General features: G+C 43.8%; 24 protein-coding genes and 1 tRNA gene. 16 read left to right on the forward strand and 9 right to left on the reverse strand.

Features of this window, described 5'->3' with window-relative positions; all coding sequences use genetic code 11:
• Positions 1–68 precede the first annotated feature (68 nt).
• Positions 69–1949: an aldehyde ferredoxin oxidoreductase N-terminal domain-containing protein gene (locus CMAQ_RS01350; RefSeq protein ID WP_048062856.1), complete on the forward strand. Its 1881-nt coding sequence runs from the start codon at positions 69–71 to the stop codon at positions 1947–1949.
• A gap of 8 nt (positions 1950–1957) precedes the next feature.
• Here CMAQ_RS01350 and prf1 read toward each other — a convergent pair whose 3' ends face one another.
• On the reverse strand, positions 1958–3064 hold the full coding sequence (prf1, locus tag CMAQ_RS01355; RefSeq protein ID WP_232203818.1) for a peptide chain release factor aRF-1: 1107 nt from the start codon (positions 3062–3064) through the stop codon (positions 1958–1960).
• Positions 3065–3220: 156 nt separating this feature from the next.
• Here prf1 and CMAQ_RS01360 point away from each other — a divergent pair, with 156 nt between their 5' ends.
• Entirely contained in the window at positions 3221–4390 is a 1170-nt protein-coding gene (locus CMAQ_RS01360) for a DUF763 domain-containing protein (RefSeq protein ID WP_012185333.1), read from the forward strand.
• A 20-nt stretch (positions 4391–4410) separates the two neighbouring features.
• Here CMAQ_RS01360 and CMAQ_RS01365 read toward each other — a convergent pair whose 3' ends face one another.
• The 3 genes from CMAQ_RS01365 to CMAQ_RS01375 all read right to left on the reverse strand — a co-directional run bounded on the left by CMAQ_RS01365 (position 4411) and on the right by CMAQ_RS01375 (position 6844).
• Positions 4411–4617 (reverse strand): hypothetical protein, encoded by a 207-nt coding sequence (locus CMAQ_RS01365; RefSeq protein WP_012185334.1) that lies wholly within the window; start codon positions 4615–4617, stop codon positions 4411–4413.
• 128 nt (positions 4618–4745) lie between these two features.
• A complete protein-coding gene (locus CMAQ_RS01370; RefSeq protein ID WP_012185335.1) occupies positions 4746–5933 on the reverse strand; it encodes a hypothetical protein in 1188 nt (395 codons plus the stop codon).
• Between the two features lie 83 nt (positions 5934–6016).
• Entirely contained in the window at positions 6017–6844 is an 828-nt protein-coding gene (locus CMAQ_RS01375; protein WP_012185336.1) for a putative RNA uridine N3 methyltransferase, read from the reverse strand.
• Positions 6845–6941: 97 nt separating this feature from the next.
• Here CMAQ_RS01375 and CMAQ_RS01380 point away from each other — a divergent pair, with 97 nt between their 5' ends.
• The 8 genes from CMAQ_RS01380 to CMAQ_RS01415 all read left to right on the forward strand — a co-directional run bounded on the left by CMAQ_RS01380 (position 6942) and on the right by CMAQ_RS01415 (position 14343).
• Positions 6942–8345, forward strand: a complete 1404-nt coding sequence (locus CMAQ_RS01380; protein WP_012185337.1) for an FAD-binding oxidoreductase — start codon at positions 6942–6944, stop codon at positions 8343–8345.
• Positions 8335–8643, forward strand: a complete 309-nt coding sequence (locus CMAQ_RS01385) for a 4Fe-4S dicluster domain-containing protein (protein ID WP_012185338.1) — start codon at positions 8335–8337, stop codon at positions 8641–8643. Before CMAQ_RS01380 ends, CMAQ_RS01385 begins: the two co-directional genes overlap by 11 nt.
• A gap of 73 nt (positions 8644–8716) precedes the next feature.
• Positions 8717–9562, forward strand: coding sequence for a hypothetical protein (locus CMAQ_RS01390; protein ID WP_012185339.1), 846 nt, complete (start codon positions 8717–8719; stop codon positions 9560–9562).
• Positions 9562–10047: an adenylyl-sulfate reductase subunit beta gene (aprB, locus tag CMAQ_RS01395; RefSeq protein ID WP_012185340.1), complete on the forward strand. Its 486-nt coding sequence runs from the start codon at positions 9562–9564 to the stop codon at positions 10045–10047. Before CMAQ_RS01390 ends, aprB begins: the two co-directional genes overlap by 1 nt.
• Positions 10048–10052: 5 nt before the next feature.
• Positions 10053–11960, forward strand: a complete 1908-nt coding sequence (aprA, locus tag CMAQ_RS01400; protein WP_012185341.1) for an adenylyl-sulfate reductase subunit alpha — start codon at positions 10053–10055, stop codon at positions 11958–11960.
• Between the two features lie 10 nt (positions 11961–11970).
• Positions 11971–13347: a sulfate adenylyltransferase gene (gene sat, locus CMAQ_RS01405; protein WP_012185342.1), complete on the forward strand. Its 1377-nt coding sequence runs from the start codon at positions 11971–11973 to the stop codon at positions 13345–13347.
• 5 nt (positions 13348–13352) lie between these two features.
• Positions 13353–13712, forward strand: coding sequence for a DUF6955 family protein (locus tag CMAQ_RS01410; RefSeq protein ID WP_012185343.1), 360 nt, complete (start codon positions 13353–13355; stop codon positions 13710–13712).
• Positions 13713–13812: 100 nt separating this feature from the next.
• Entirely contained in the window at positions 13813–14343 is a 531-nt protein-coding gene (locus CMAQ_RS01415) for a nicotinamide-nucleotide adenylyltransferase (protein WP_012185344.1), read from the forward strand.
• Positions 14344–14423: 80 nt separating this feature from the next.
• Here CMAQ_RS01415 and CMAQ_RS01420 read toward each other — a convergent pair.
• Positions 14424–14498: transfer RNA gene (locus tag CMAQ_RS01420), tRNA-Met, on the reverse strand.
• Positions 14499–14555: 57 nt separating this feature from the next.
• Positions 14556–15005 (reverse strand): VOC family protein, encoded by a 450-nt coding sequence (locus CMAQ_RS01425; protein ID WP_012185345.1) that lies wholly within the window; start codon positions 15003–15005, stop codon positions 14556–14558.
• A gap of 77 nt (positions 15006–15082) precedes the next feature.
• Here CMAQ_RS01425 and CMAQ_RS01430 point away from each other — a divergent pair, with 77 nt between their 5' ends.
• Complete coding sequence (locus CMAQ_RS01430; RefSeq protein ID WP_012185346.1) at positions 15083–17623, forward strand: M1 family metallopeptidase; 2541 nt, start codon at positions 15083–15085, stop codon at positions 17621–17623.
• Between the two features lie 90 nt (positions 17624–17713).
• Positions 17714–17917, forward strand: coding sequence for a hypothetical protein (locus tag CMAQ_RS01435; RefSeq protein ID WP_048062601.1), 204 nt, complete (start codon positions 17714–17716; stop codon positions 17915–17917).
• A 507-nt stretch (positions 17918–18424) separates the two neighbouring features.
• Here the strand turns inward: CMAQ_RS01435 and CMAQ_RS01440 are convergent.
• A complete protein-coding gene (locus CMAQ_RS01440; RefSeq protein ID WP_012185347.1) occupies positions 18425–18730 on the reverse strand; it encodes a hypothetical protein in 306 nt (101 codons plus the stop codon).
• A gap of 8 nt (positions 18731–18738) precedes the next feature.
• On the reverse strand, positions 18739–19065 hold the full coding sequence (locus tag CMAQ_RS01445) for a hypothetical protein (RefSeq protein ID WP_232203782.1): 327 nt from the start codon (positions 19063–19065) through the stop codon (positions 18739–18741).
• Positions 19066–19396: 331 nt separating this feature from the next.
• Here CMAQ_RS01445 and CMAQ_RS01450 point away from each other — a divergent pair, with 331 nt between their 5' ends.
• The 4 genes from CMAQ_RS01450 (at position 19397) to CMAQ_RS01465 (ending at position 23263) form a co-directional block, all read left to right on the forward strand.
• A complete protein-coding gene (locus CMAQ_RS01450) occupies positions 19397–20455 on the forward strand; it encodes an L-threonylcarbamoyladenylate synthase (protein ID WP_048062603.1) in 1059 nt (352 codons plus the stop codon).
• A gap of 232 nt (positions 20456–20687) precedes the next feature.
• The gene (locus tag CMAQ_RS01455) at positions 20688–21458 is read left to right on the forward strand and encodes a hypothetical protein (RefSeq protein ID WP_048062604.1); all 771 of its coding nucleotides are present in this window, start codon (positions 20688–20690) and stop codon (positions 21456–21458) included.
• Between the two features lie 8 nt (positions 21459–21466).
• Positions 21467–21841 carry a hypothetical protein gene (locus CMAQ_RS01460; protein WP_156769810.1) on the forward strand — a complete coding sequence of 125 codons (375 nt, stop codon included), beginning with the start codon at positions 21467–21469 and terminating at the stop codon, positions 21839–21841.
• A gap of 63 nt (positions 21842–21904) precedes the next feature.
• On the forward strand, positions 21905–23263 hold the full coding sequence (locus CMAQ_RS01465) for an aspartate aminotransferase family protein (protein WP_012185352.1): 1359 nt from the start codon (positions 21905–21907) through the stop codon (positions 23261–23263).
• A gap of 97 nt (positions 23264–23360) precedes the next feature.
• On the opposite strand, the gene CMAQ_RS01470 is transcribed toward CMAQ_RS01465, so the two are convergent.
• A complete protein-coding gene (locus CMAQ_RS01470; RefSeq protein ID WP_012185353.1) occupies positions 23361–23699 on the reverse strand; it encodes a DUF2175 domain-containing protein in 339 nt (112 codons plus the stop codon).
• Between the last annotated feature and the right edge of the window lie 469 nt (positions 23700–24168).

The following is a 24168-nucleotide window of genomic DNA, read 5'->3' on the forward strand; positions in this document are numbered from 1 at the left end:
CACCCAGTACCCTACGTTACACCATTAACAACCTAAAGATATTTCTATTAGTCAACTATATGAAGCATATGAAGGTACTTAATGTTGACTTAACGAGCGGAAGCGTAAGCATAACTAGCGTTGAGGCGCAGGGACCAGTAACCCTAGGCGTCAGGATACTGAGTAATGAGGATACTTACAGTAAGGATCCACTGGATCCAAGTGTACCCTTCATTATTGGTATAGGCCCCTTCGTTGGAGGTAAATTACCCGGCGTGCATAGGGCTATTGCAGTGTTTAAAAGCCCAATGACTAAGACTATTCACGTTGCCGCAATAGGTGGTGTTGCCTATAAGTTCATGGGTTCTGGTATTGATGCAGTGGTCGTGAGGGGACGTTCTGGGAAGCCCACTGCCCTATTCATATCAAGCGATGGGGTTGAGGTAAGGCAAGTTAACCCAGTGTACTCTTATAGTGGGCTTAATGGCGTTTACGCCTTCACTAAGTACCTAATGGATTCCTTCAACGACTTCTTCACTAAGTATAATGCAAGGGCCATTGTAGTGGGTGAGGCGGCGTTGAAGACTTATAATGGTGCATTATTCTCAATTGACGTTGATCCTAGGAGGAGGGAGTTTAAGCCTGGTGCCGAGGATACTGCAGCCAGGGGAGGGCCGGGTACTGTAATGGCTCAGGGCCATAATTTAGTAGCCATTGTAGCCGGTGGTTCGGTTAAGGCTAGGTACGTTAAGGTAACTGACATGAATCTAATTAATAAGATGTCCATGGAGTCCTTTAAGAAGCCATTCATACAGGTTATGGGTGAGAAGACTATTAAGTATAGGTATGACCCAAGCATGGGTACTGGTGGAACATTCGGTGTGAATTACCCGCATTATAGGGAGTTGCTACCCCTCTTTGGCTATAAGTCAATATACATGCCTAGGGATATTAGGGTTAAGCACGTTGAGGCTATAATTAACCTATTCTGGAAGCCATTCAATGATGAAGTCTTCGTTAAAAGTAAGTCATGGTACAATTGCGGTGACTTCGGTTGCTCGGTTGTGTGTAAGAAGGTTTGGCGTGGTAAGAAGGTTGACTATGAACCATTCCACGCAGCTGGCCCATTCATAGGTAATTACATATTCCAGGAGGCCGTTAAGGTAGTTGACTTAATCGATGAATACGGCTTCGATGCAATAGAAATGGGACATGTGATTGCCTGGGTCTTCGACTCCATTGAAAACGGCCTACTTAAACCTGAGGAGGTTGGCTTAAGTGATAAGCCTATTTTCAACCCCTATGAATTCGCGCCTGAGAGGGATTCGTTAAGGAATGCTAAGTTGGCTGGTGAATTAATTAATGGTTTAGTTAATAAGTCAACCCCAATACTCAGGATGATTGCTGAGAACGGTATTAGGGTCTCGGCTAGGAGGCTTAATGAAATGTTCAGTGATAGGGTTAAGGCAACGGGTAAATCATTCAATGACCTAGTGGTCTACGTGGCCTACGGTGAGTCAGGTTACATGACGCCTAACTTCTACTGGACCCCAGGTATGGTTGCCCCAATGTACATACTTGGTAGGTACTGGACCAATTACTCTAATACATTCATGAAGCCTGAGGATTACGCTAAGTCAGCTTTGGAGAGGGCTATTAATGAGGCTTTAATTGATGATGCTGGGATATGCAGGTTCCATAGGGGTTGGGCTGAACCAATGCTTGAGAAAATGTACAGTGAGTTCACTGGAATGAAGCCTAATAAGAATCTTTACAGGGAGTTGGCTGAATACTCAATTAAGGCTGGGGCACAACCCAAGCCCTGGGAGAGCAGTAGGGCTGCTGACGTTGTTGCAACCTTAGCTAAGGAGATTGGTTCCAAGGAGTGGGTATTTGAGAGTAAGAGTGATTACACTGAATGGTGGATTAGGTATAAGGTTGCATTAGATAAGCAACTCGGTGTGGCTTAAAGTTAAGTCTACTGAGTTAAGCTTTGACTGGCGTTTTCCCACTCCTCAATTATCCATGATGGGGTAGCCAATATGGCCACGTATCCGCCGAAGGTTTTGCTTAGGGTTAGGCTCTCCTCAACGCTATTCGGTATGACTACTAGGTCTATTTTCTTACCCCTAAGCATTGTTGTTAATTTAAAGATCTCATCCTCACCAATATCCTCACTTATTAACACAACCTTGGCAATACCCTTCTCAATGGCGTTCAACACGTTATCCCTACCATAGACTATGTAGTCAGGCTTCTTAACGGCAATATACATTACCTCCTCCATCAGTTTCTTAGCCTTAACATACTCAGTCTCCTTAAGCTTATCCTCAGAGGCCTTAATAGCCTCCAATACACCACTAATATCTGCACAGCAGGCGGGTACTATTGCAATTATCTTATCCATGAGTCTACTATCTAAGCCACCCTCCTTAAGGAAGTCCTCCTTAGTTGGCCCTGGGCCAGCTACAATAATACCCTTAAGGTTCGGTATTTGAAGCAGTATCTTATTAGCATCCTCGGCAACGAGCTTATAGAATGTCTCAGCCAGGTGTTCAGTCTGTCTCTTAAACCTTAAGGCTGATTGACCACCTGCATGATGCTTATTGGGTACGAAGAACTCGACCTTATCCACTATCTCCCAGTAACTACCCTTAAGTAACGCTATGACAGCCTCCCCCCTCTCAATAACTATTATCCCGAACACTGATGATGATGCCGATATCATATCCTCAAGGAGCTCAGTGTGGAAGCGAGTATCGCAGACGTACTTATACGTACTTATCTTATATGGGGGTATTATAGCGTACATGACCCACTTATAGCTACCCGGCTTCTCCATGTGGAAGCCTCCGAATACCGCTAAACCATTGGGTGGTGCTTTAGCCGTACCCTTTAATGCGTTAATTATCCTCTCCAAGGCATCTTGAACATGAGTCCTAGTTGTCTTATCCTTAATGTTACTTGCAACCGACCACTCATTCCTAAGCATGTTTAAGACATCTGGTATTGGCCTATCCCCATTAATGTAGAGTGATATTAAGGTTGTTGCATAACCCCTGTATTTCTTCAGTAATTGAATCATTATCTTCAACTCCTCCCCATCTGTTATTCCAGTGCGTCCACCTAGGACACCATCAACCTTTAACAATAATGCTTTATAAACCTTTTCCCCGCATGTAAAAACACCTACAGGTTACTGATCGAATGATTTATTAAGCCTAATTAGACGGTAAGTAACGTGGGGTTAACGGGATTTGCCGACTTACCACTGCATGAGGGGCATGTTCCACCCTGGTTATTCAGCAGAATGATTAAGTTAACCTCATTGATAATTAGGTTAATGCACGATGAGTACGGTGTTAAGGGTACAATAAGGCTCTTCAGTAATCCAATCTTCTTCCAATCCTTCAATAACATAATAGGAATGGACTGGGACTCCTCGGGAAGCACCACCGTGACCACCGCTGCGCTTAAGGAGGCGTTGGGGTCATTGGACATTGGAATCAAGGTGGTTGGGGGTAAGGGGGAGTATGCGTTGAGGGTTCCAGATGAGTTAAGGGAATTGGAGAAGGTCTTCAACATTAATTCAGAGGAGTTGATAACTGTATCAAGGTTAGTGGCTAAGGTGGATAATGTCGCCCTCCAGGATGGGCATAGGCTATACCATCACTCAATGATTGTTGGGGAGGATGGGACGTGGGCTGTTATTCAACAGGGCCTTAACCCTGAAACCAAGTACGCTAGGAGGTATCATTGGTGGATGGAGACTAGTTTCATTAATAACCCCCATGAGGGAATCGTGGGGGTTAAGGGCAACTACGCGTTAAACACCGTCAGCAGCACCAGTGAGGAGGCGCGTTCAGCGATTATTGATATTGTTAATCAGGACCCAGTTAAGGTGAGTAGGGATTTAGCTAGGGTGAAGTCCATGATGAGGGGTTATGGGAATAAGTCAATCCTAAGCTACATAAATGACACTAATGATGAGTCACCATCCTACTATAACCCTAGGCTCAACATTATTGTGAACAGGGGGTTAAGCATAAGTGAAGAGGCGTTGAGAAATGCCAGGGGTGTTGACTCATTCAAGAACCTACTGTTAATTAGGGGTATAGGGCCTAGTACCATGCTTGCCCTAGCCCTAATAGCGCAATTAATTTACGAAGCACCAGTGGATTGGACTGACCCGGTTAACCTCGACCCTAGGAGGTTTGCATTCGCCTTGGGTGGTAAGGATGGTTCACCATACCCAGTGAGTAAGGAAGTATACGATACGGTTCTTGATCTTTTAAATAGAATAGTAGATAACATTAATAGGGATGGTGGTTTAAAACCATATTTAAGGCATATTGCCAAGGTTGCTAAGAAACTTAACCTACCTATTGATTTAGTTAAACCAACTTATTAAGCCATTGATTCAGGCACGCATTACGCTACCTTATACATCCTGGTCTTTTCATCGTACATTAACACTATTGGTGATGGGTAAACTGATGGTATTATAATCACTCTTCTATCCTCAACAGTATTAGTCGCTAATGCACCATTACCTAACTTAGCGTCTGCATTCCTCATTGGACTCCTTATTGTCCTAAGCGTACTACTTATGATCTTCACTGACCCTCTTATACTCATTTTACTCACCTCAAGTGCACCTTGGGGCTAGGGCTTTATATAGCTTTCTGGTATGTGAAGTGTACGCTATAAATAGGTTATTATTAATAACATAAACTATATAGTTACTGCATAATTCATCCTGGAATCTAAACCAAGCTACTGTACTTGATTACATTAACCCCAAGCATTCTTAGGAAAACCATTAATTCATTCACATAGTTACCGGGGACAATAACATGGTGATTCGCCGGTGCGTAATTAAGTATCACCGAGGAGTCGAAGTTAACCTTAATCTCCGCCTGGGTCCTGCATGCATTAAGGTTCAAGTTACCTGACCTGTTCAATAACCCAGTGAACACGTACACATTATTGAAGTCAGATGAAACTGAGGCAGCGGTCACTGTCCTGGCATTAATCTCAGCTGATATTGAGTATGGGTTCCCTGATTCGTAATGAGTCACAACCTTACCTGACTTAATCATGTTAAGGGCTATTGTGCAGTGCGACATACGTACTAGGTTACCTTCAATATCATTAACATTAGCAATCCAGCCACTGTAACCTGTTAATGCGTGAAACACCATCATTAGGAACAGTGACTTTAAGTCATACTCACAGGCCGTTAACCTACCCTCCTCGTTTAGCTTCGCTAATGCTAGGCATGGGGTTACCCCGTGCTTTATTAAGTATGGGAAGCAATTCAACGCTAATGCATCGTAGTTTCTTGCAATGCCTAGTAAAGCCACGTAAACCTTACCCACGTTAATTAACTTATCCAGTGGAACCTCGAAGGCTAACCTATCCAACACATCATCCATGAATGATTTAGCGTCAGTATTCTTCACCTTATCAACAGCCTCCTCAAATAGGCTCATGGGTATTGCATCAACCTTAGCATTAAACTTCCTCTCAAAGGCCTCACCCACACTCCCCTTATCATCAACACCCACTAGGGCCACCTTAGATCCCTTAATCCTAAGTATAGACTCCATTACCTTAACGACCTTAGGTACATCATTAATACTATCCAAGTGATAAATAGACGCCGCAACCCCCCTCTCCTCCAGAATTGCCCTAGCCGATATTGCTGAGGCTAAGCTGTTATTTAATGAGTGAGATAGTATCATTGCGCTTCTAATTCCATTAAGGTCAACGAACCGTGCAACCATTCTACTGACTCCCCCTGATAATATTAGTAATACTGGTATTGAGTCACCAACCTTAACGTTGCCTACATCATCTTCACTGTAGATGACGGCGTCAACGCCATTTAATGCACTAATCCTATGTTTATGAATCGGTGAAGCAAAGCCCACCACTATTACTTTACCCATAAAGTAAAGCTCAACTACAATGCTTTTAATACTGACTTCATCACTAAGTAATGAATTAAATGCATGTTATATGGCTATCTACTTCATTTACCTTCGCTTGAAATGGCGTTAATAATGTTAAGTATTGATAAAACCGCTATTATAGCCTCCTCAGTCCTTATGGTTACAAGCCCTTGATTAGGCACGAAGTTCACGAATAATGATGAATTAAGCACATCCCCTAATCCCTCACCCTTAAGTATGTCGTCAACACCCATGCGTGGGGATCCGAAGACGACTACAACATCCTCATCCTTAAGCGCCCTTAGTTTATTAATCTCATTAATAACACTGTTCCCCTCCTTACCTGTGAGTATTAGGTTCCTTAATTTAACTAAGTCCCTTAATTCAATTATATTAGCACTGTAGCCTGCATACACCTTACTACTCTTCACCACATGTCCCCTGTAAAACCTATTACTAATCATTGAGTCTATTGAAACCAGTAGCATTGACTTAATTGGGTATGGTTTAGGTACCTTAACGTAAGTATCCTCACCCACCTTAACTATTGAGTAATACCCCTCCCACCTAATCACTAAGCCAATCCTCACGTCCCCTGTCCTTGGGTTAGATTTCCTATGACCAAACACTGGTAGTGTTAATGGTTGAAGTAACCCAGCAAGCCTTAGGTCAGGGTCTATTCCAAATAAGTCCTTCCTTAAATACGGTGGAGTCACTAGGTACTCCAGGTTCTTCTTTATGAATGATGCTTTCCTTAAAGGTTCATCACCCTTAAAGGTGTAGATTAATATGCTCCTAACCCTAAATATTGCCGCCGCCCTACCTATGTAGCCTATCTTCCTAACAGCCTCCTCCTCCGTGGTGGATTCCTCAGTTACATTGTACGGTATTGCAATACTAATATTCATTAATCACCACCACTGCTTTAATGCTTTTGTCCGTTACCGTGCCTTTTAAGGTTGGCCTGCGGCTAATGCTTAAATCCCTTAACTAAACCAGTTAGTAATGAATTTTGAAGCCTTTAGGGTTGAGGTTAGGAGGATTATTGATGAGGATAGGATTATTGAATCCCAGGGGGAATTAATGCTATACTCCTATGACGCCTCCCCAGCTGAACAAGCTATGCCCAGGATGGTTATTCAACCATTAACCACAGGCGAGGTTTCCGAGATACTTAAGCTGGCTAACGAATACCTAGTGCCAGTAGTCCCAAGTAGTGGTAGGACAAGCCTGCATGGTGGACCAATACCGTATAATGGTGCCGTGGTGATTGACTTAATGAGGATGAATAAGGTGCTTGAGGTTAACTTAGAGGACAGTTACGTTCATAGTGAAGTCGGGGTTAGGTTAGATGAGCTTAACGCTGAATTAGCAAGGTACGGGCACTTCTTCCCACCTGATCCGGCAAGTAGTGCCGCAGCCACAGTGGGTGGTTCATTGGCTAATGGTGCAGGAGGTATGAGGGGGGCTAAGTATGGTACTGTTAAGGACTGGGTACTTGGGGCTGAGGTTGTTTTACCAACAGGTGAAGTGACTTTCATGGGTTGCAGGACACTGAAGTGTAGGGCTGGGTATGATTTACTAAACCTAATAATAGGTAGTGAGGGGACACTGGGGGTGGTTACTAACGCCTACCTTAAAATATGGCCACTGCCGGAGGCTGTGGTTAGGTTAAGGGTTTACTTTAAGAGTATTATTGATGCGGCTAAGGCTGTTGGGGTTATTAAGTCTAGGGGGTTCAGGCCATTGATAATTGAGTTCCTGGATGAGGGGACTATGGAGGCTGTTTCAAACTACGTGAGGGAATTCAAGTACCCTGAGAGCGCTGAGGCCATGTTAATAATTGATATTGATGGTCCACCTGAGGCCATGGATAGGTACGTTAACTCAATGGTAACCCTACTCAAGGAGACAGGGGGCTTTGAGATTGAGTGGACTAGTAATAGGGATGAAATGGAGAAAATATACATGGCTAGGAGGGCTGCTTACCCAGCATTACTTAGATTATTCAGTAATGATAGGGTGATGCCTGAAGACATATCAGTACCCCCATCTAAGCTACCTGAGGCGGTGAAGGGGATTAGGGATATTGGTGATAAGTATGGGTTGAGGATAGTTACGTGGGGGCATGTTGGGGATGGTAACCTTCACCCAAACATAATCTATAACCCAAGTGACCAATCCTCAATATCAAGACTACACGCAGTTACTAGGGAAATAGGCCTACTCGCAATTAACCTAGGCGGTACTGTGAGTAGTGAGCATGGTATTGGGGTCCTTAAGAAGGATCTACTGGTTAATGAACTTGAAGTTAAGGGTATAGCCCAGTTAAGGTTAATGAAGGCTATAAAGAAGGCTTTTGATCCAAATAACATTCTTAATCCAGGTAAGGTGATTGATGTTGATTAATGATGAAGCTAAGTTAATTGTTAATGAATATGCCTTAACCAGATGCGCCCGCTGCAACTTCTGCGAGTCCGTTTGCCCAACATACATTGCATTTAGGCGTAGGGTTTATGGACCAAGGGGTAGGATATGGATAATAATGTTCCTTTCTCAAGGCGTTAAGCTAAGTAATGATGAGTCCACAGGCCTATTAACATGCCTAGGGTGTAGGGCATGTGACCTAGTATGCCCAGCAGGCATTAGGATAGCTGAGGCTATTCATGACGCCAAGGTTCTACTGGTTAAGGCTGCTTTAAAGTAGGCCTAATGTTAATTGCGAAGGGTAGGCTTATATTGTTAAGGCATTTAAGGTAAATTAACTAATCCCTCATTGTATGATCGAGTTAAAAATACCAATACCACATGAGTGGATAATACTAGGCGCTGTTGGGCTTCTCATTGAAATGGCCATAGGATTCATTATACAAATACGCAGAGGCATACTATCATTATCCAGCCTAGGCAACTTCATACCGATAAAAGGACCCACACGCAACTGGGGTAGTGGGGGTGCTTTATTAGCGGCCTTAGCCGCTGCATTCGCATATCCATTCTACGGTGCACCAATGACCTCATGCCACAGTCAAGCATCATACCTCAGTAGGCCTAGGGTTAAGGCTATTGCGCATGCATTGGTTTGGTGGGGTTTCGTATTGGCTGCAGTATCCACTACCCTGGGCTTCGCATTTGATGAGTGGGTTAACTCAACAACATTCATACCCGGTGGTAAACTGGGTGAAGCAGGACCCTACGCAGTCATTGGAACCGGGGCCCTTGGCGGTGTATTGATAGTGGTGGGTTTCGTATTAATGATGGTGGCTAGGTGGCAGGGAACCATGCCTATTAATGAATCAGCCTTAACTGACGTCTTCCTTTGGTTAGCCTTCCTAACAGCCCTAAGTGGCTTTGGGGTAATGGGTGTTGAGTTAACAATACCTGGTAATTACTTAGCGGTTGAGTCAGCCTTCAGCGTACACATAATCATTGTCCTACTCATGTTCGCCACAATGCCTTGGACTAAGTTTGGGCACGCCATATACATGTACGTGTGGCAGGTCTATGATAGGTATAGGACTTGGAGGGGTATTGAACCTAGGCTCCTTGGCCCATGGAGCGGTGAATTAGCTGAGAAGGCTCTTCACTCACATCACCCTGCACATAAGCCCAAGGTGACCAGCTGATGCCGTCCTACGTAATCCCCGCCAAGTGCACTGGGTGTGGGGATTGTGTTAACATTTGCCCAAGCCACATAATGAGGTTCACTAAGTCAGGTGTATTAGGTAGGAAGGCCGTTAACATTGAACCTGAGTCATGCTGGGAATGCTACAATTGCGTTAAACACTGCCCACAGGGTGCGGTGCAGATAAGGGGTTACGCAGACTTCACGCCATTGGGTGGTTCAGTTGAGGTTTATAGGGATGAGAAGACTAATAGGGTTTACTGGACTATTAGGTATAGGAATGGTAGTGTTAAGCACTTCGTCTTCCCAATAAGGACTAAACCATGGAATTCAATAAAGCCCCCTGAGGAGTACCCAGAACCCCCAAGGGAGTTGCTGAGGACGCCATACTTATCCTTTGAGCATGATAAGTTAGGCGGCAATAAACTTGGTGTTGAGTTACCCACCTACAAGGTACCTGAGGTGGTTAAGGCTGAGGTGAGGTGATTAGTATGGTTAGAACCAGGGTTAAGCAGGTTGACTCAGACATATTAATAATCGGTGGAGGCATGGCTGGAACTGGGGCTGCTTGGGAGGCTAAGTACTGGTGTAGGGGTTGTAGGATAGTGCTTGCTGAGAAGGCTAACATTAATAGGAGCGGCGCAGTGGCAATGGGGTTATCCGCAATAAACACTTACCTAGGCTTAAAATGCAAGGAGAATACTGTTGAGGATTACGTCAAGTATGTTAGGGGTGACTTAATGGGTATTGTGAGGGAGGACTTGGTTTACGATTACGCTAGGCACGTTGACTCAACGGTGCACTTGTTTGATGAATGGGGATTACCCATATGGCCTGCACCCAATGGGTGCTATGTACGTGAGGGTAAGTGGCAGATAATGATTCATGGTGAATCCTATAAGGCAATTGTGGCTGAGGCAGCTAGGAAGGCTATTGGTGATGATAACATAATGAATAGGGTAATGGTAACTCACCTACTGAAGAGCCCCAGTAATCCTAATAGGGTTGCGGGTGCATTAGGCTTCAACGTTAATGATGGAACAATCTACGTCTTTAAGGCTAAGGCAATCATAATGGCTGCAGGCGGTGGTTCACAAATATATAGGCCTAGGTCACAGGGTGAGGGACTTGGTAGGAGCTGGTACCCGCCATGGTCCTCGGCCTCATCATACGGTATGATGATTGAATCAGGTGCAGTAATGACGATGTTTGAGGCTAGGTTCGTTGTACCCAGGTTTAAGGATGGATATGGACCAGTGGGGGCTTATCAATTAATGTTGAAGACCAGGATAAGTAATGTTAATGGACAGGACTTCTGGAAGCCGCACCTTGAGGAGATTAGGAAACTCTACAGTGGTAAGGGTAAGTACGTTGACTTACCCATAACCCCAACCACACTTAGGGTTTACGCCCAACGCCTTGAGTGGATTAATGGCAGGGGGCCAAGCCTAATGAGGACTGATGAGACCGTTAAGAAGGGTACTGATAGTGAGGCTATTGCCTTCGAGGATTTCCTGGACATGACCATAAGCCAAGTCGCCATTTGGGCCGGGCAGAACCATGAACCCTCTGAGAGACCATATGAGGTAATAACCACTGAACCCTACGTAATGGGTTCACACGCCACTGAGTGTGGTGCATGGGCAAGTGGACCTGAGGACTTATCACCGAGGAAGATTGATGGGTTACCTGATGATAGGGGAACCCAGTACTACTGGGGTTATAATAGGATGACTACGTTAGATGGCTTATTCTGTGCTGGAGATGCATGTGGTGCTAATCCGCATAAGTTCAGTAGTGGCTCATTCACTGAGGGGAGACTTGCAGCTAAGTCTGCTGTGCTTTACCTTATGGATCACAGTGATGAGCGTATTGACATTGATAAGGGGCAGGTTGACTCAATGATTAGTAAGCTGGTGGAGCCCTTGGAGCGTTGGGAGGAGGGGAGGTATAGTGTTGTAACTGGGCCAAGCACCATGCATCCAGTGGACCCTGGTAAGATTTACTGGAAGCAGGGCCTATTCAGGCTTCAGAAGATTATGGATGAGTACGCTGGCGGTTGGTCAACAATGTATACTACAAATGAGTGGATGCTTAATAGGGCTATTGAACTACTGCAATTCCTGAAGGAAGACTTCATTAATTACGCTGCTGCCCGGGATTGGCATGAATTAATGAGGACTTGGGAGCTTTGGCACAGGATACTGACCGCTGAGGCTGTGGTTAGGCACATGTTATTCAGGAAGGAAACCAGGTGGCCAGGATACTACGTTAGGGCGGATTACCCAGCATTGGATGATGAGAATTGGCACGTTTTCGTTAACTCAAGGTATGATGCAAAGACTGGTAGGTGGGAGTTATGGAAAGTCCCAGTGATTCACATAATCGAATTCCCATGAGGTGATGCCGGTGAGCCTAAAGATTCAGACTCCTCCTCCACATGGGGGGAAGCTTGTTGATGCAGTGATTAGGGATGAGGGTAAGGCTATTAGCATGGCTGCTGGGGCACCGGCATACGACATAAAGCCCACGAGGAGTATTATTGACGGTAACCCCATTAGGAATATTTACAGGGAGATAATGAGCATAGCCTACGGCTTCTTCAGCCCACTGGATAGGTTCATGAGTAGGAATGAGGTTGAGAACGTGCTTAAGGAGAGGAGGCTCCTTGATGGTTGGTTATTCCCATTCCCGATAATATTCGACATAAGTGAAGAAGATTTGAGGAAGCTGGGTGTAAAGGAGGGTGATAGGGTTCTGCTTAGGCTTAAGGGTCAGCCCTTTGCAGTACTTGACATTGATGAGGTTTGGAGATTTGATCCCAGGGATATTGCTGATAGGACGTTCGGTACACCTGAAAGGAACCCTGAGGTTGTTAAGAGGAGGTTTGATGAGAAGCACCCAGGCTGGTTAATATACAGGAGTATGACTGGCCTAGCCCTAGCAGGCAGGGTGTATGTTATTAATGAACCGGTTTTCAAGGATCCTTACAACAGGTTCTGGTACCCACCAGCTAAGTCCCGTGAGGAGATTAGGAATAGGGGCTGGAGAACAGTGATTGCGCATCAAACTAGGAACGTACCGCACACTGGCCATGAGCATTTAATGAAGAACGCAGCATACATGGGTGATATTGAGCCATGCCACGGCATACTGGTTAACGCAATAATAGGGGCTAAGAGACTTGGGGACTTCGTTGATGAGGCTATACTTGAGGGTCATGAGGCAGTTAATAAGTATGGTTACATAAGTCCGAGGAGGCATATGGTTACAATGACCCTATGGGACATGAGGTACGGGAACCCACTTGAATCACTCCTTCACGGTATAATTAGGCAGAACATGGGTTGTACACATCACATGTTTGGTAGGGATCATGCAGCTGTAGGTGACTATTATGATCCATACTCAACTCAGATACTTTGGGAGAAGGGTATACCAAGCTTCGGCCTGCCTGCACCGCCCTATGATGTTGATAAGGGGCTTAAGATAAGGCCGGTTAACATTAAGGAGTTTTGGTACTGCCCTAAGTGTGGGGAAATTGCGTACAGTGATACGTGTGGTCATGTTGACGTGGCTCAGAGGTTCAGTGGCTCGTTTATTAGGGGTTTGATTGCGGAGGGTATTGAGCCACCACCAATAATATTTAGGCCTGAGGTCTATAGGGTTATTGTTAAGTGGTGGAGGATTTACAATTACCCATTCGTCAACAAGAAGTACCTTGAGTTAAAGGAGAGGGAGCTTGAAGTTGACTTAAAACCAATGGAGGTGAGCAGTAGGAGGTGATGGGCATGCCCTACAAGATAGCTGTTATCCTAGATAAGGCAAGGCTTGAGAGGATAAGGGGTACTGGTCTCGAGAGTATTGTTAAGGACCTCTATGGAGGATACTTGAAGGTTATTGAACTTAATGTACCTGATGATGCTGCTCAAAGGATCCTTAAGGAATTCCCAAGGGCTAGGATTGACGCTAGGGGATTCATTGAGGAAACCCCAATTGCCTTTAAGAGGGAGCTATTTGAGGTTATAGTGCAGTTAAGGAGCATTGGGCCTGAAGTCTTCGGTGAATTACTTAAGCCCGAGAGGCTTAACAAGGTTAAGGAGGCAGCGGCTAAGGAAGATGAATACTTACCACCACCTCAACTAGCCTAACTGCGGTTAAGGGTTCTTTCAGTTAAGGTGTTAAACCTATTATAATTTTATGCTCAACCATAATGCACAAAAACACCTCTAGAAAAGCCAATTGATCCAAGTGAGGCCACTGTTCATAGGTAGGTTTCAACCGGTTCATTTAGGGCACTTAAGCGCAATAGAGTGGGTGCTTAAGCAGGATGGAGTGGATAGGGTAATAGTGGGTATAGGTTCATCAAACCAATCCTTCACCTTCAAAAACCCCTTCACCGCCGGTGAGAGGATAGACATGTTAACTGAGGCGCTTGACTCAATTAACGTTAAGTACAGTATATGCACAATACCTGATACAGGTGGTTTGGCATCAATATGGTTCTCCTACGTTAGGAATTACTGCCCAAGCTTCGACTTAATTTACAGTAATGATGAGTTCACGAGACTGGCATTATCATACTGGAAGATACCAGTATTCAATACACCGTTATTCAATAAGGAGAAGTTAAGCGGCACTAACATTAGGTTACTGATGGCTCTTGGTAAGAAGGAGTGGACTTCACTGGTTCCTGAACCAGTAAGGGAATTCATAGAGAGGATTAATGGCGTTGAGAGGGTTAGGAAGCTTGCAGTAATAGAAGGTGTAGTAAAGGAGTAAGCCTTAAATCAACGACAGTGTTTACTTATTACGCATCATTGATTAGGCAGTATTTTAACATTAATAATAAATCACACTGATGCCCCGGCCGGGATTTGAACCCGGGACCTTCCGGTTATGAGCCGGACACTCCACCCAGGCTGAGCTACCGGGGCTTAGTTAACATTATAGGCATGGATTTTATAAGCTTTTTCATAAATTAAACCAACCCATTACTTCTCATGGTAAAGCAACTCAATCATAGCGCCTAAACTCCCCTTAGCATCAACGTAAACATAACCCCCACCCTTAAATTTACCATCCTGCTCCACTGAACCACCAACACTAAGTAGCTCCTTAACGGCGTCATCAATGTTACCCACGTTGAAGGCTATGTGGTGTATTCCCGGCCCATGCTTCTTAAGGAATTCACTCCAGGTACTTGGCTCACCCACCGGTTGAATAAGCTCAATAGTTATGTTATTTAACCTAAAGAAGGCTAACTTAGCCCTACCCCTTGAGGGAACCCCTCTAAACCTCATTCCAGTTTTCTCCCACTCCTCAGTCTCAATTATTTGCGGTTCATTAACATTAAGTATCTTAGCCCATGCCTTAACGGCAGCCTCTATGTTTGGAACAACCATGGCTACTTGAACCACCTCCCTGAATTGGGCATTAGCCATAATTAACACTGGGGCTGTGACTTAAAAGCATTATTAATGCTGGTAATGCTTAATTAGGTCTTAGTAACCCCTAATACATGTCCTTTGAGAAGGCAACATACCTAATGGGTAGGGGTTTCACTTACCCAGACTATGAGCCACAGTACCAGAGGTACTACGGCTACATCATTAAGCACTTAAGCCTAACCCTTAGGTTGAATTTAAGTGAAAAATCCATTCAAGGCGATGCAAGGTACATCATTAATGTGATTAATGATAAGGGTTACTTGGATTTCGATGCAGCGGAAATGAACATAACCTCGGTTACTGTTAATGATTCACCAACGCGCTTTGAGTATGATGGGCGTTCACTGAGGGTTTACTTAAATAAGGGTGGTGAAGTTGCAGTAGCCATAAGTTATAGCGCTAAGCCAAGGAATGGTGTACACTTCATACTGCCTGATGAACACTACCCCAATAGGAGACCTGTGATTTGGACTCAGGGTGAAAGTGAGGATAATCACTACTGGATACCATTGCCTGATTACCCAAGCATGAAGTTTACCAGTGAATTAACAATAATAGTACCTAAGCCTCTCACCGCTGTATCGAACGGTTACCTGGTTGAGAGTAGAGATTTAGGTGGGGAGACTCTTTGGCATTGGAGGCTGGATAAGCCGCACTCCTCATATCTAATAGCCTTCGCAGCCGCTGAATTCGACGTGATTAAGGATAACTGCGGGGGTATTGAGGTTGAGCACTATGTGCCTAAGGGTTACGGTGAGTTAGCTAAGTTTAGCTTCCACAGGATATGCGATATGATTAACTTCTTCAGTGAGTACACGGGGGTTAAATACCCATGGCCAAACTATAAGCATGCCGTTGTAAGTGAATTCGGCGGCGGTATGGAGAATACTACTGTAACCATATTAACTGATACTACGCTTCATGATGAACATGCCCAATGCCCTGGGGCTAAATTCCCCTGCCCTGGTTCAGAGGATTTTTCCTCTGATGGTTTGGTTGCTCATGAGTTGGCTCATCAGTGGTTTGGTGACTTGGTTACTACTAGGGATTGGGGTAATATTTGGCTTAATGAAGCCTTCGCAACGTACATGGAGGCATTATACACAATGCACGCTAAGGGTCTTGATGAGTTCATATACGAACTCTACAATAACCTTAAGGCCTATCTCAACGAGTATAGACGTTACTCAAGACCCATTGTAACCAAGCTATATAAGTACCCTGAGGAGATGTTTGATAGGCACACGTACGAGAAAGGCTCCCTAGTACTACACACGTTAAGAAACATAATAGGCGAGGAAAACTTCAGGAAGGGTATTAACATGTTCCTAACCAGGTACGCCTACGGTAATGCGGAGACTGAGGACTTCAGGAGGGTTATGGAGGAGGCTGCGGCCAGGCCCCTTGACTGGTTCTTTAATCAATTCGTCTACTCAGCCGGTCACCCTAGTATCAAGTACTCGTGGAGTTATGATTCAGGCTACTTAAGGATTAATATTAGTCAAACCCAGGGTGAGGACTCGTACCCAGTTTACAGAATACCCATTGAACTGGAGGTTGGTTACCAAGATGGCTCAACTGAGTTAATTAAGATTAACCTTGAGTCAAGGGACAATACCATCTACCTACCTGTTAAGGGGAGGCCAGCCTACATTTGCCTTGATCCAGGGTTTAAGGTGGCTATTAAATCAGTTACCAGCAGTAAGAGTGTTGAGGAGACTAGGGCTGAGTTGAGGAGTAGTAACGTGGCCTGTAGGCTTGAGGCCATTGAGTCATTGGCTAGGGATACTAGCTTAAGGTCTATTGAAGCCTTAACCGAGGCTTTACTTAATGATAAGTTCTGGGGTGTTAGGGCTGAGGCTGCTAGGGCATTGGGTAAACTTGGGGTTTCTGACGCCGTCAAGCCCCTTATTAATGCCCTTAACGTTGAGAAGCATCCCAGGGTTAGGCGCGCTATAGTTGAGGCTTTAGGTAACTTTAAGGGTAATGGTGACGCTGCTAAGGTGTTGGCCTCAATTTTAGTGAATAGTGGGGAAAGTTACTACGTTAGATCCAATGCGGCTGAGGCTCTTGGTAAAATTGGTATTAGGGATTACTTTAATGAATTAGTTAAGGCTCTTGATTACCCAAGCCATAATAACGTTATTACTCAAGGTGCATTAAGAGGCTTAGCTGAACTGGGTGGTGATGATGCGGTTGAAGTAATCCTAAGGTATACACAGTTAGGTTACCCAACCCTAGTGAGGGCTACTGCTGCGCAATTACTGGGTAGGTTCGTGGATAATAGGCGGGTTTACGATAGGTTAATGGAGCTTCTAAGGGATCAGTACATGAGGGTTGCTTCATCAGCCTTAAGCGCAGTGGAGTACTCCATGGATCCGAGATTCCTAGGAATCCTAGATTCCATAGCCTCAGGCGCAGCCCCAGGTTTCATAGCCGCTGAGTTAAGCGGTAGGTTTAGGAGGTATGCTAGGGATGTTGCCGTTAAGATAAGGGAGCAGTTGAGTAAGGGTACTGAGTACGCTAGGTTGAGGGAGGAGATTGAGCAGGTTAGGGAGGAGCAGAGGAGGCTGGTGGATAGGGTTAGTAGGCTTGAGGCTAAGGCTCAATGAATTAAAACCGTGAACTGCTCATTAATCGTTTAAAAAGCTAACCATGTTTTTACCTGATACACTTATTTAAGACACATGCGCAATTAAACCATGGGTCTTAGGGTTAAGATTGGTGTGAGTGGAGGTAACGTAATTATGGTACTTATGATACCCATTGAGGATTATGAAGAAGCCTACAGGGGCGCATTATTAATGTATAAGTGCCAGGGTGAATCAACTAAGAATCCACTAGCCAGATACATTGCTGACTCACTTAAATACCTTGAATCAATAAGGAATTGTAAGGAAACTTAAGTAAACAACCCATAAGGGATCCCTGGGATGGTTGGCTAAGCCTGCCATGATTAATGGTGATGTGCTTACTCCTTAAGACGAGGGGGTCATTGATGCAACTCCATATTTAATTACAATACCGTTTAATGGTTTTATCCTTTGTAGTAGGTATTATTGTAATTATTTCGACTTTCTGGAGCTGAACCTGGTAAGCATATATCACTATGAGCACAGTACCAGTGCATTTACTTATGGATGCGCAGTAAATGTATTGGTCATCTCTAATTCTAGTGTATTCCCTATTGCACGCATATTCTATCGCCTTTTTAATTTCCTGTTCAAAATCATTTACGCATACTCCACTATTCCTTAATTCTATGGATTCTTAGGTTGAGTCTTTGCTTCGCATGGTTTGGTAACTCACATGGATTAATCATTGCCAGAACACTGACCAATTAAGCATTAAACACGGTACACCAGCTTGATCCCTGTAATCTGGGTAGAATGAAATGTTTGTTGGTTTCACTATTACATTTTTTCACTACCATCATTTAATCTAAGTTTTAAGTTGCCATCACTAATCACCTCTATTTTCTCAGCCTTTGCCGGCCTGCTCATTATAACGCTTGGGTTACATTGGGGACCAGGCCTTGGCTTATTTGTCCTTGCTGAGACAACTACATTTACCCATATTGAGTATTTATCTTCATACTTAAGAACCTTAAACACCACTGGATACGCCTTAATTATTAATTCTTCATCATTAACCAATGCCTTAATAACTATAGGCTTTATTGAGATTATTTCAAAGTCTAAATCAAGGTAATTATACATTAAAACCACTATGAGGCCTTATCCGCCCAATGACTTGCCTTAATCCTGCTTACGAATGATGCTAACTCCTTATCCTCAGGCTCAATACTAATGTAGGCTAGGTTACCCTCCTCATCAATACCCACTGTAACAAAGGCCAACCCTTCCTCTGACTTAATTGGTGATTTATTGCTTACGATTATTAATATATTACCGAATTTGTTATCGATATTGATACTAATCGGTAAATAATTAGTAAATTCCTGAGTAATATAACCAGGATTACCAACGTAAGTTGCGGACATGCTTACACCATAAGATCCACTCATGTATTGTGCGTCTAAATTAGAAAACATTAACATAAGTTGTTTGCTAGGGAATAAATAGTTTTCTACTATACCGGGAAAACACATCATATTACGCGAAGATACCTTCTCCTTACCTTAGGGGGAATTGAGGGTTTCCTTGGAGTAGTTCATCAGCTTGAGTTTACTGTCTTCATCCTCATCACTTCATTAGCCTAGTGGTGGATTATAGGTTGGGTCTTCAACTCAATTACCCTCACCTCCATGAGACTTGGGATATGTAATTATATTGAATCACTATTCAATACTATGAATTAGCATTAAATTCAAGTGAGCCAGGTGAGTAAAGTTTTATTACCCCATCATGCTTATGTACTGCATCATGACACGGTTAATTAAGGTTGATGCAGTTAACCCTGATATGGCTCTCATAAGGATTGCGGCAGATGTAATACTTAAGGGTGGTTTAGTAGCCTTCCCCACTGAGACTGTTTACGGGCTTGGTGCATCAACCTATAATGATGATGCAATTAGGAGGATTTATGCCGTTAAGAATAGGCCCATGGATAATCCAAGCATAGTTCACATATCATCCTTTAATCAACTCTATGAAGTAGCTGAGGATATTCCCAGTGAATTAGAGGAGAGGCTTAAGGTGGCTTGGCCTGGTCCATTAACGGTTATTTTAAGGAAGAGTAGTAGAATTAGTGAAGTCGCCTCCTGTGGATTAAGCACCGTAGCGGTCAGGATGCCTGCTCATCCAGTGGCCTTAGCTTTAATAAGGGAGAGTACACCAATATCAGCACCCAGTGCAAACATATCTGGTAAGCCCAGCCCGACTAGGGCTGAGCATGTTATAAAGGATCTTTGGGGTAAGATAGACTTAATAATTGATGGTGGTGAAACATTCTTCGGCGTGGAGTCAACAATAATAGACTACACCAAGAAGCCCCCAGTCCTCTATAGGCCTGGTCCATTCACCGTGGAGGAGTTGAGGAGGATTTTCGGGGAAATCAAAGTACCTGAACAGGCCCTTGGGCTTGGTCAATTCAAGGAGGCCCTTGCCCCAGGCATGAAGTATAGGCACTATGCCCCGGATAAACCACTCATTGTAACTGAGTGCAGTAGCCTAGATGGCTTAGTTAAGTTGACTCTGGATCTAGCTAGTGATGAGGTTAAGAGAGGGAAGAGGGTTGTGGTGCTTTGTAGTAGTGAAACATGCAGTACTTACGTGAAGGCTGGGTTTAAGGTCATTGAGGCTGGGTCAAGGGGCAACTTATACACTGTGGCTAAGAATCTCTTTCACTCCCTTAGGTTAATTGACTCAATGGATGTTGACTTAGCTGTGGCTGAGGGTTACCCTGAGGTTGGGATTGGGTTAGCAATCATGAATCGTCTAAGGAAGGCGTCAGGCTACAGCATGGTTAAGTGCACTACTTAATACCTAAGCCTTAGGTTTACCTGCCGGCTATTGAACCTCATGCTCACTTCCCTATATTTAGTCCATACCTCATTGAGGATACTCAAGGTTACTCAAGTAACCCCGCGTGCGTCTCGACGGAATTTCAACCTCCTGCTACATGTGTATGCTTAAGGATTCATTAGTCTTGGTGAATAATGTTAACAACTATATTTGGCTAAAACATTTAAATCCTAACCTAAGGCAGCCACTAATGAACACTGATACCCTCATAACGTATATAGCCATTGCAGTAATAGCGGCAGCAGTAGTCTTCTCAGTATTTGCCCATGCGTTTAAACCCAGTAAGGGCCCTGACTTCACACCAACCTACACAGTGCTTAATCAACATATAGGTGATATAATTAACATGTCCTCAACCATGGGTCTACAGTACGGTAACTCATCCGCACCAATCTGGGTAATCTACTTCCTTAACCCCTACGATGACGCTAACTACACTTTAAACAATGTATTTAATTCAACAATAATGAACATGATTAAGAGCGGTGAAGTTAACTTAATTGTAATTCCTAACACAATATCATACTACAACAGCGGTAGTGTTCTTCAGAAATTCCTACCACTATACATCTGCACCTACAATGTTAATAAAACAGCATCACTGGAGTTCCTTCAGTGGTTTAGCCTTAAGGTTAATGAGAACTCCACCCTTGCCTTAAACATAACCCTAAGTAACATGACTAGTGAATTATCTAACTTAGGCGTAAGCGTTAACTACACTGCATGCTACAGGGAATTTAACTTAACAGTCAGCAACTACTTATCATTCATGCTTGACGTCCTCTCATGGGCCTACGGTCTACAGACCCCTAGTAGTTATGTTTTACCAAATGACTTAGTGTTGGTTGGTGTTAATAGGGTTAGTGGTGTTGCCGTGGTGGATGAGAACATCGCTGGCTACACACCACCCTTAGGTGTACTGATTAATAATATCATGACTCAGAAGCCATTTTATGGTTGATAATGGTCATGAATATTAATGATATCTTTGACTTAACCTCAACGTACTTATCCGTCCTAAGGGTTGAACACATAATGCTGGCTAAGTTAATCCTAAGTACAGTTAAGGGTGAGGTTAACTGCAGCAGGTTAGTGAGGGTATTAGGTGGTCATATTGAGAAGGAGGGTAGGGTTTTATCTAAGTATGGTATCGCCATTAATTCAATGCAGGCCTTAAGTAGGCTTTATAATGAGTATTACGAGGAATGCCTTGAGGATAAGGTTAATGGGCGATTGCTCACCGAGTTGCTTAAAGTTATTAAGGATCATGATGAGGAGTTAGCCTTAATAATGGATAGGTTAATTAATGAGTACTTCACAAGCATTATAAATGAGATTCATTAATGCTGAGGACATAATAATGCAGAAACCGTTAATAATCATTTAAGCTAACCCTGATTGTTAAGTATGCTGAATTTACAGGATAGGGTTCAGGAATTGGTAAAGAGACTTGAGGCGGAGTACTCGGCTAAGACCAGTAAGTCAGCTGAATTCTTCAGGAGAGCTTCCAGGGTGCTTCCAGGTGGTACTACTTACCAGGTAAGATTCTTTAAACCATACCCAATCTACGTCACTAAGGCTAAGGGTGTCTTAGTATGGGACTTGGATGGTAATTCCTACGTCGACTTCTGGATGGGCCATGGAGCCCATATAATGGGTCATTCACCTGACTTCATTATTAAGGCTGTTAATGAGGCTACGTTAAATGGAACACACCTAGGCTACCCCAACACCCTTGAGGTGGAGTACGCTGAATTACTAACTAAGGTTGTGCCCAATGCTGAAATGGTCAGGTTCTCAAACAGCGGTACTGAAGCCAACATGTACGCTGTTAGGCTTGCCAGAGCCTACACTGGTCGTAGATACATTATTAAGATTGAGGGTGGTTGGCACGGTGGCTACGATGCACTACACGTTGGTGTTAACCCACCCTTCGAGGGCCCTGAGAGCCTGGGCTTACCCGAGGAGCACATTAAATACACCCTGGTGGTTCCTTACAATGACTTAAACGCCCTTGAGAAAGCCTTGAAGACCCATGATGTGGCGGCAGTAATAATAGAACCAGTGTTAGGCTCAGGGGGTTGTATTGAACCTCAGCCCAATTACCTACGTGGTGTCAGGGAGTTAACCAGTGAGTATGGTTCATTACTCATACTTGATGAAGTGATAACTGGGTTCAGGCTTGCTCTGGGTGGTGGGCAGGAGTACTTTAACGTTAAGGCTGATATAGTTACCCTGGGTAAAATAGTTGGAGGCGGGTACCCAGGTGCTGGTGCAATAGTATCTAATGCAGAGGTGATGGAGCTTCTTAACCAGGTTAAGAGACCAGACGCTAAGTCGAGGAGCTTCCACGGTGGCACATTCACAGGCAACATAGTTACCTTAACTGCAGGCTATACGTTAGTTAACTACCTTAGCAGTAATAGGGGGGTTTATGAGCAGTTGAATTCACTGTGGGATTGGGCTAGGAGGAGGATGAATGAGGTTTGTGAGACTCATGATAGGTTATGTTGGGTCACTGGGGTGGGTAGTATGATTGGGATTCACTTCACTAGGAGTAAGCCGGTTAACGTTAGGGAGGCTTACCAGCTTAGGATTAATGAGCAGTTATATGATTTAATGCACTTGTACATGAGGATTAACAACATATTATACATGACTGAGCACATGTCTCACCTACTGCCATCAATACTACACACTAGGGAGCATGCTCAAAAACTCATTGACTCCCTAGATAACATGCTAAGCATGATAACCTCCAAGTAGTGCAAGCATTAATCATTAATTTAAATTACGGCTTAGGCATTAACCTTAATCAACTTAGCGACTCAGGTTAATAGGATATTGGGTATTAAAGCAACTCCTACGGAATATTAACACCATACTTACTCTCAATTAACTTAAGCATATCCACATTGAGCTTAGCAGCCTCACCCTCCAGTAGTTTACGCCTAGAGCTTATTACCTGTTTAACTGAGTCATCGGAAATCACCTGCTCACTCTCCTTAGCTAGCACTATGCCTTCATGAATATGCCTATTAATGGTTAAGATAGCCAATACATCTGAAGGCACCTTACCATTAAACTTATCATTAATAGCCTTAACTAGGCAGGACCAGTGAATGGGACCACCCTTAATGAAGGTGAATAATTGACCATCCACAACATTACCACCGCATACCATGCACTTCCACTCAGCCATAACCCGCCTTAATTAATCATATTTTTAATCCCTACGCGGTTGATAATTTACCTTAATGCCAGAACACACTTAACCTCATTAACACTCTCTATGATTAGGACAATAACGCCTGGACTTTAACATGTATGAAGTTGCATTGAATATGGGTAGGTAAAGTAATCGGGATCAAGGCACTTACTGATACCGGAGTCATGTCAACTACTGTACCTAGGTCATTGACTAATGAACTTAGCAGTAGCAGGTCCTGATGGCTTGATTTATTCTTCATTAAGTGTCGATGCTAAGGAACCTAAACATTGTTAAACATTCCTCCAACTCCATCAATCAATAGCCTTGCTTCATCTACTGTTAACTTAGTTCATGAAAACCCACACATGGAGATCATAGCTTATACTTCAGTCCTCAAGAAGCCAGTCACTTAACATATGGGCTAACTTTAAACTAATCTTGAATAAGAAGGAGCATATAC

This window comes from Caldivirga maquilingensis IC-167 (genome assembly GCF_000018305.1).
GTDB classification, from domain to species: domain Archaea; phylum Thermoproteota; class Thermoprotei; order Thermoproteales; family Thermocladiaceae; genus Caldivirga; species Caldivirga maquilingensis.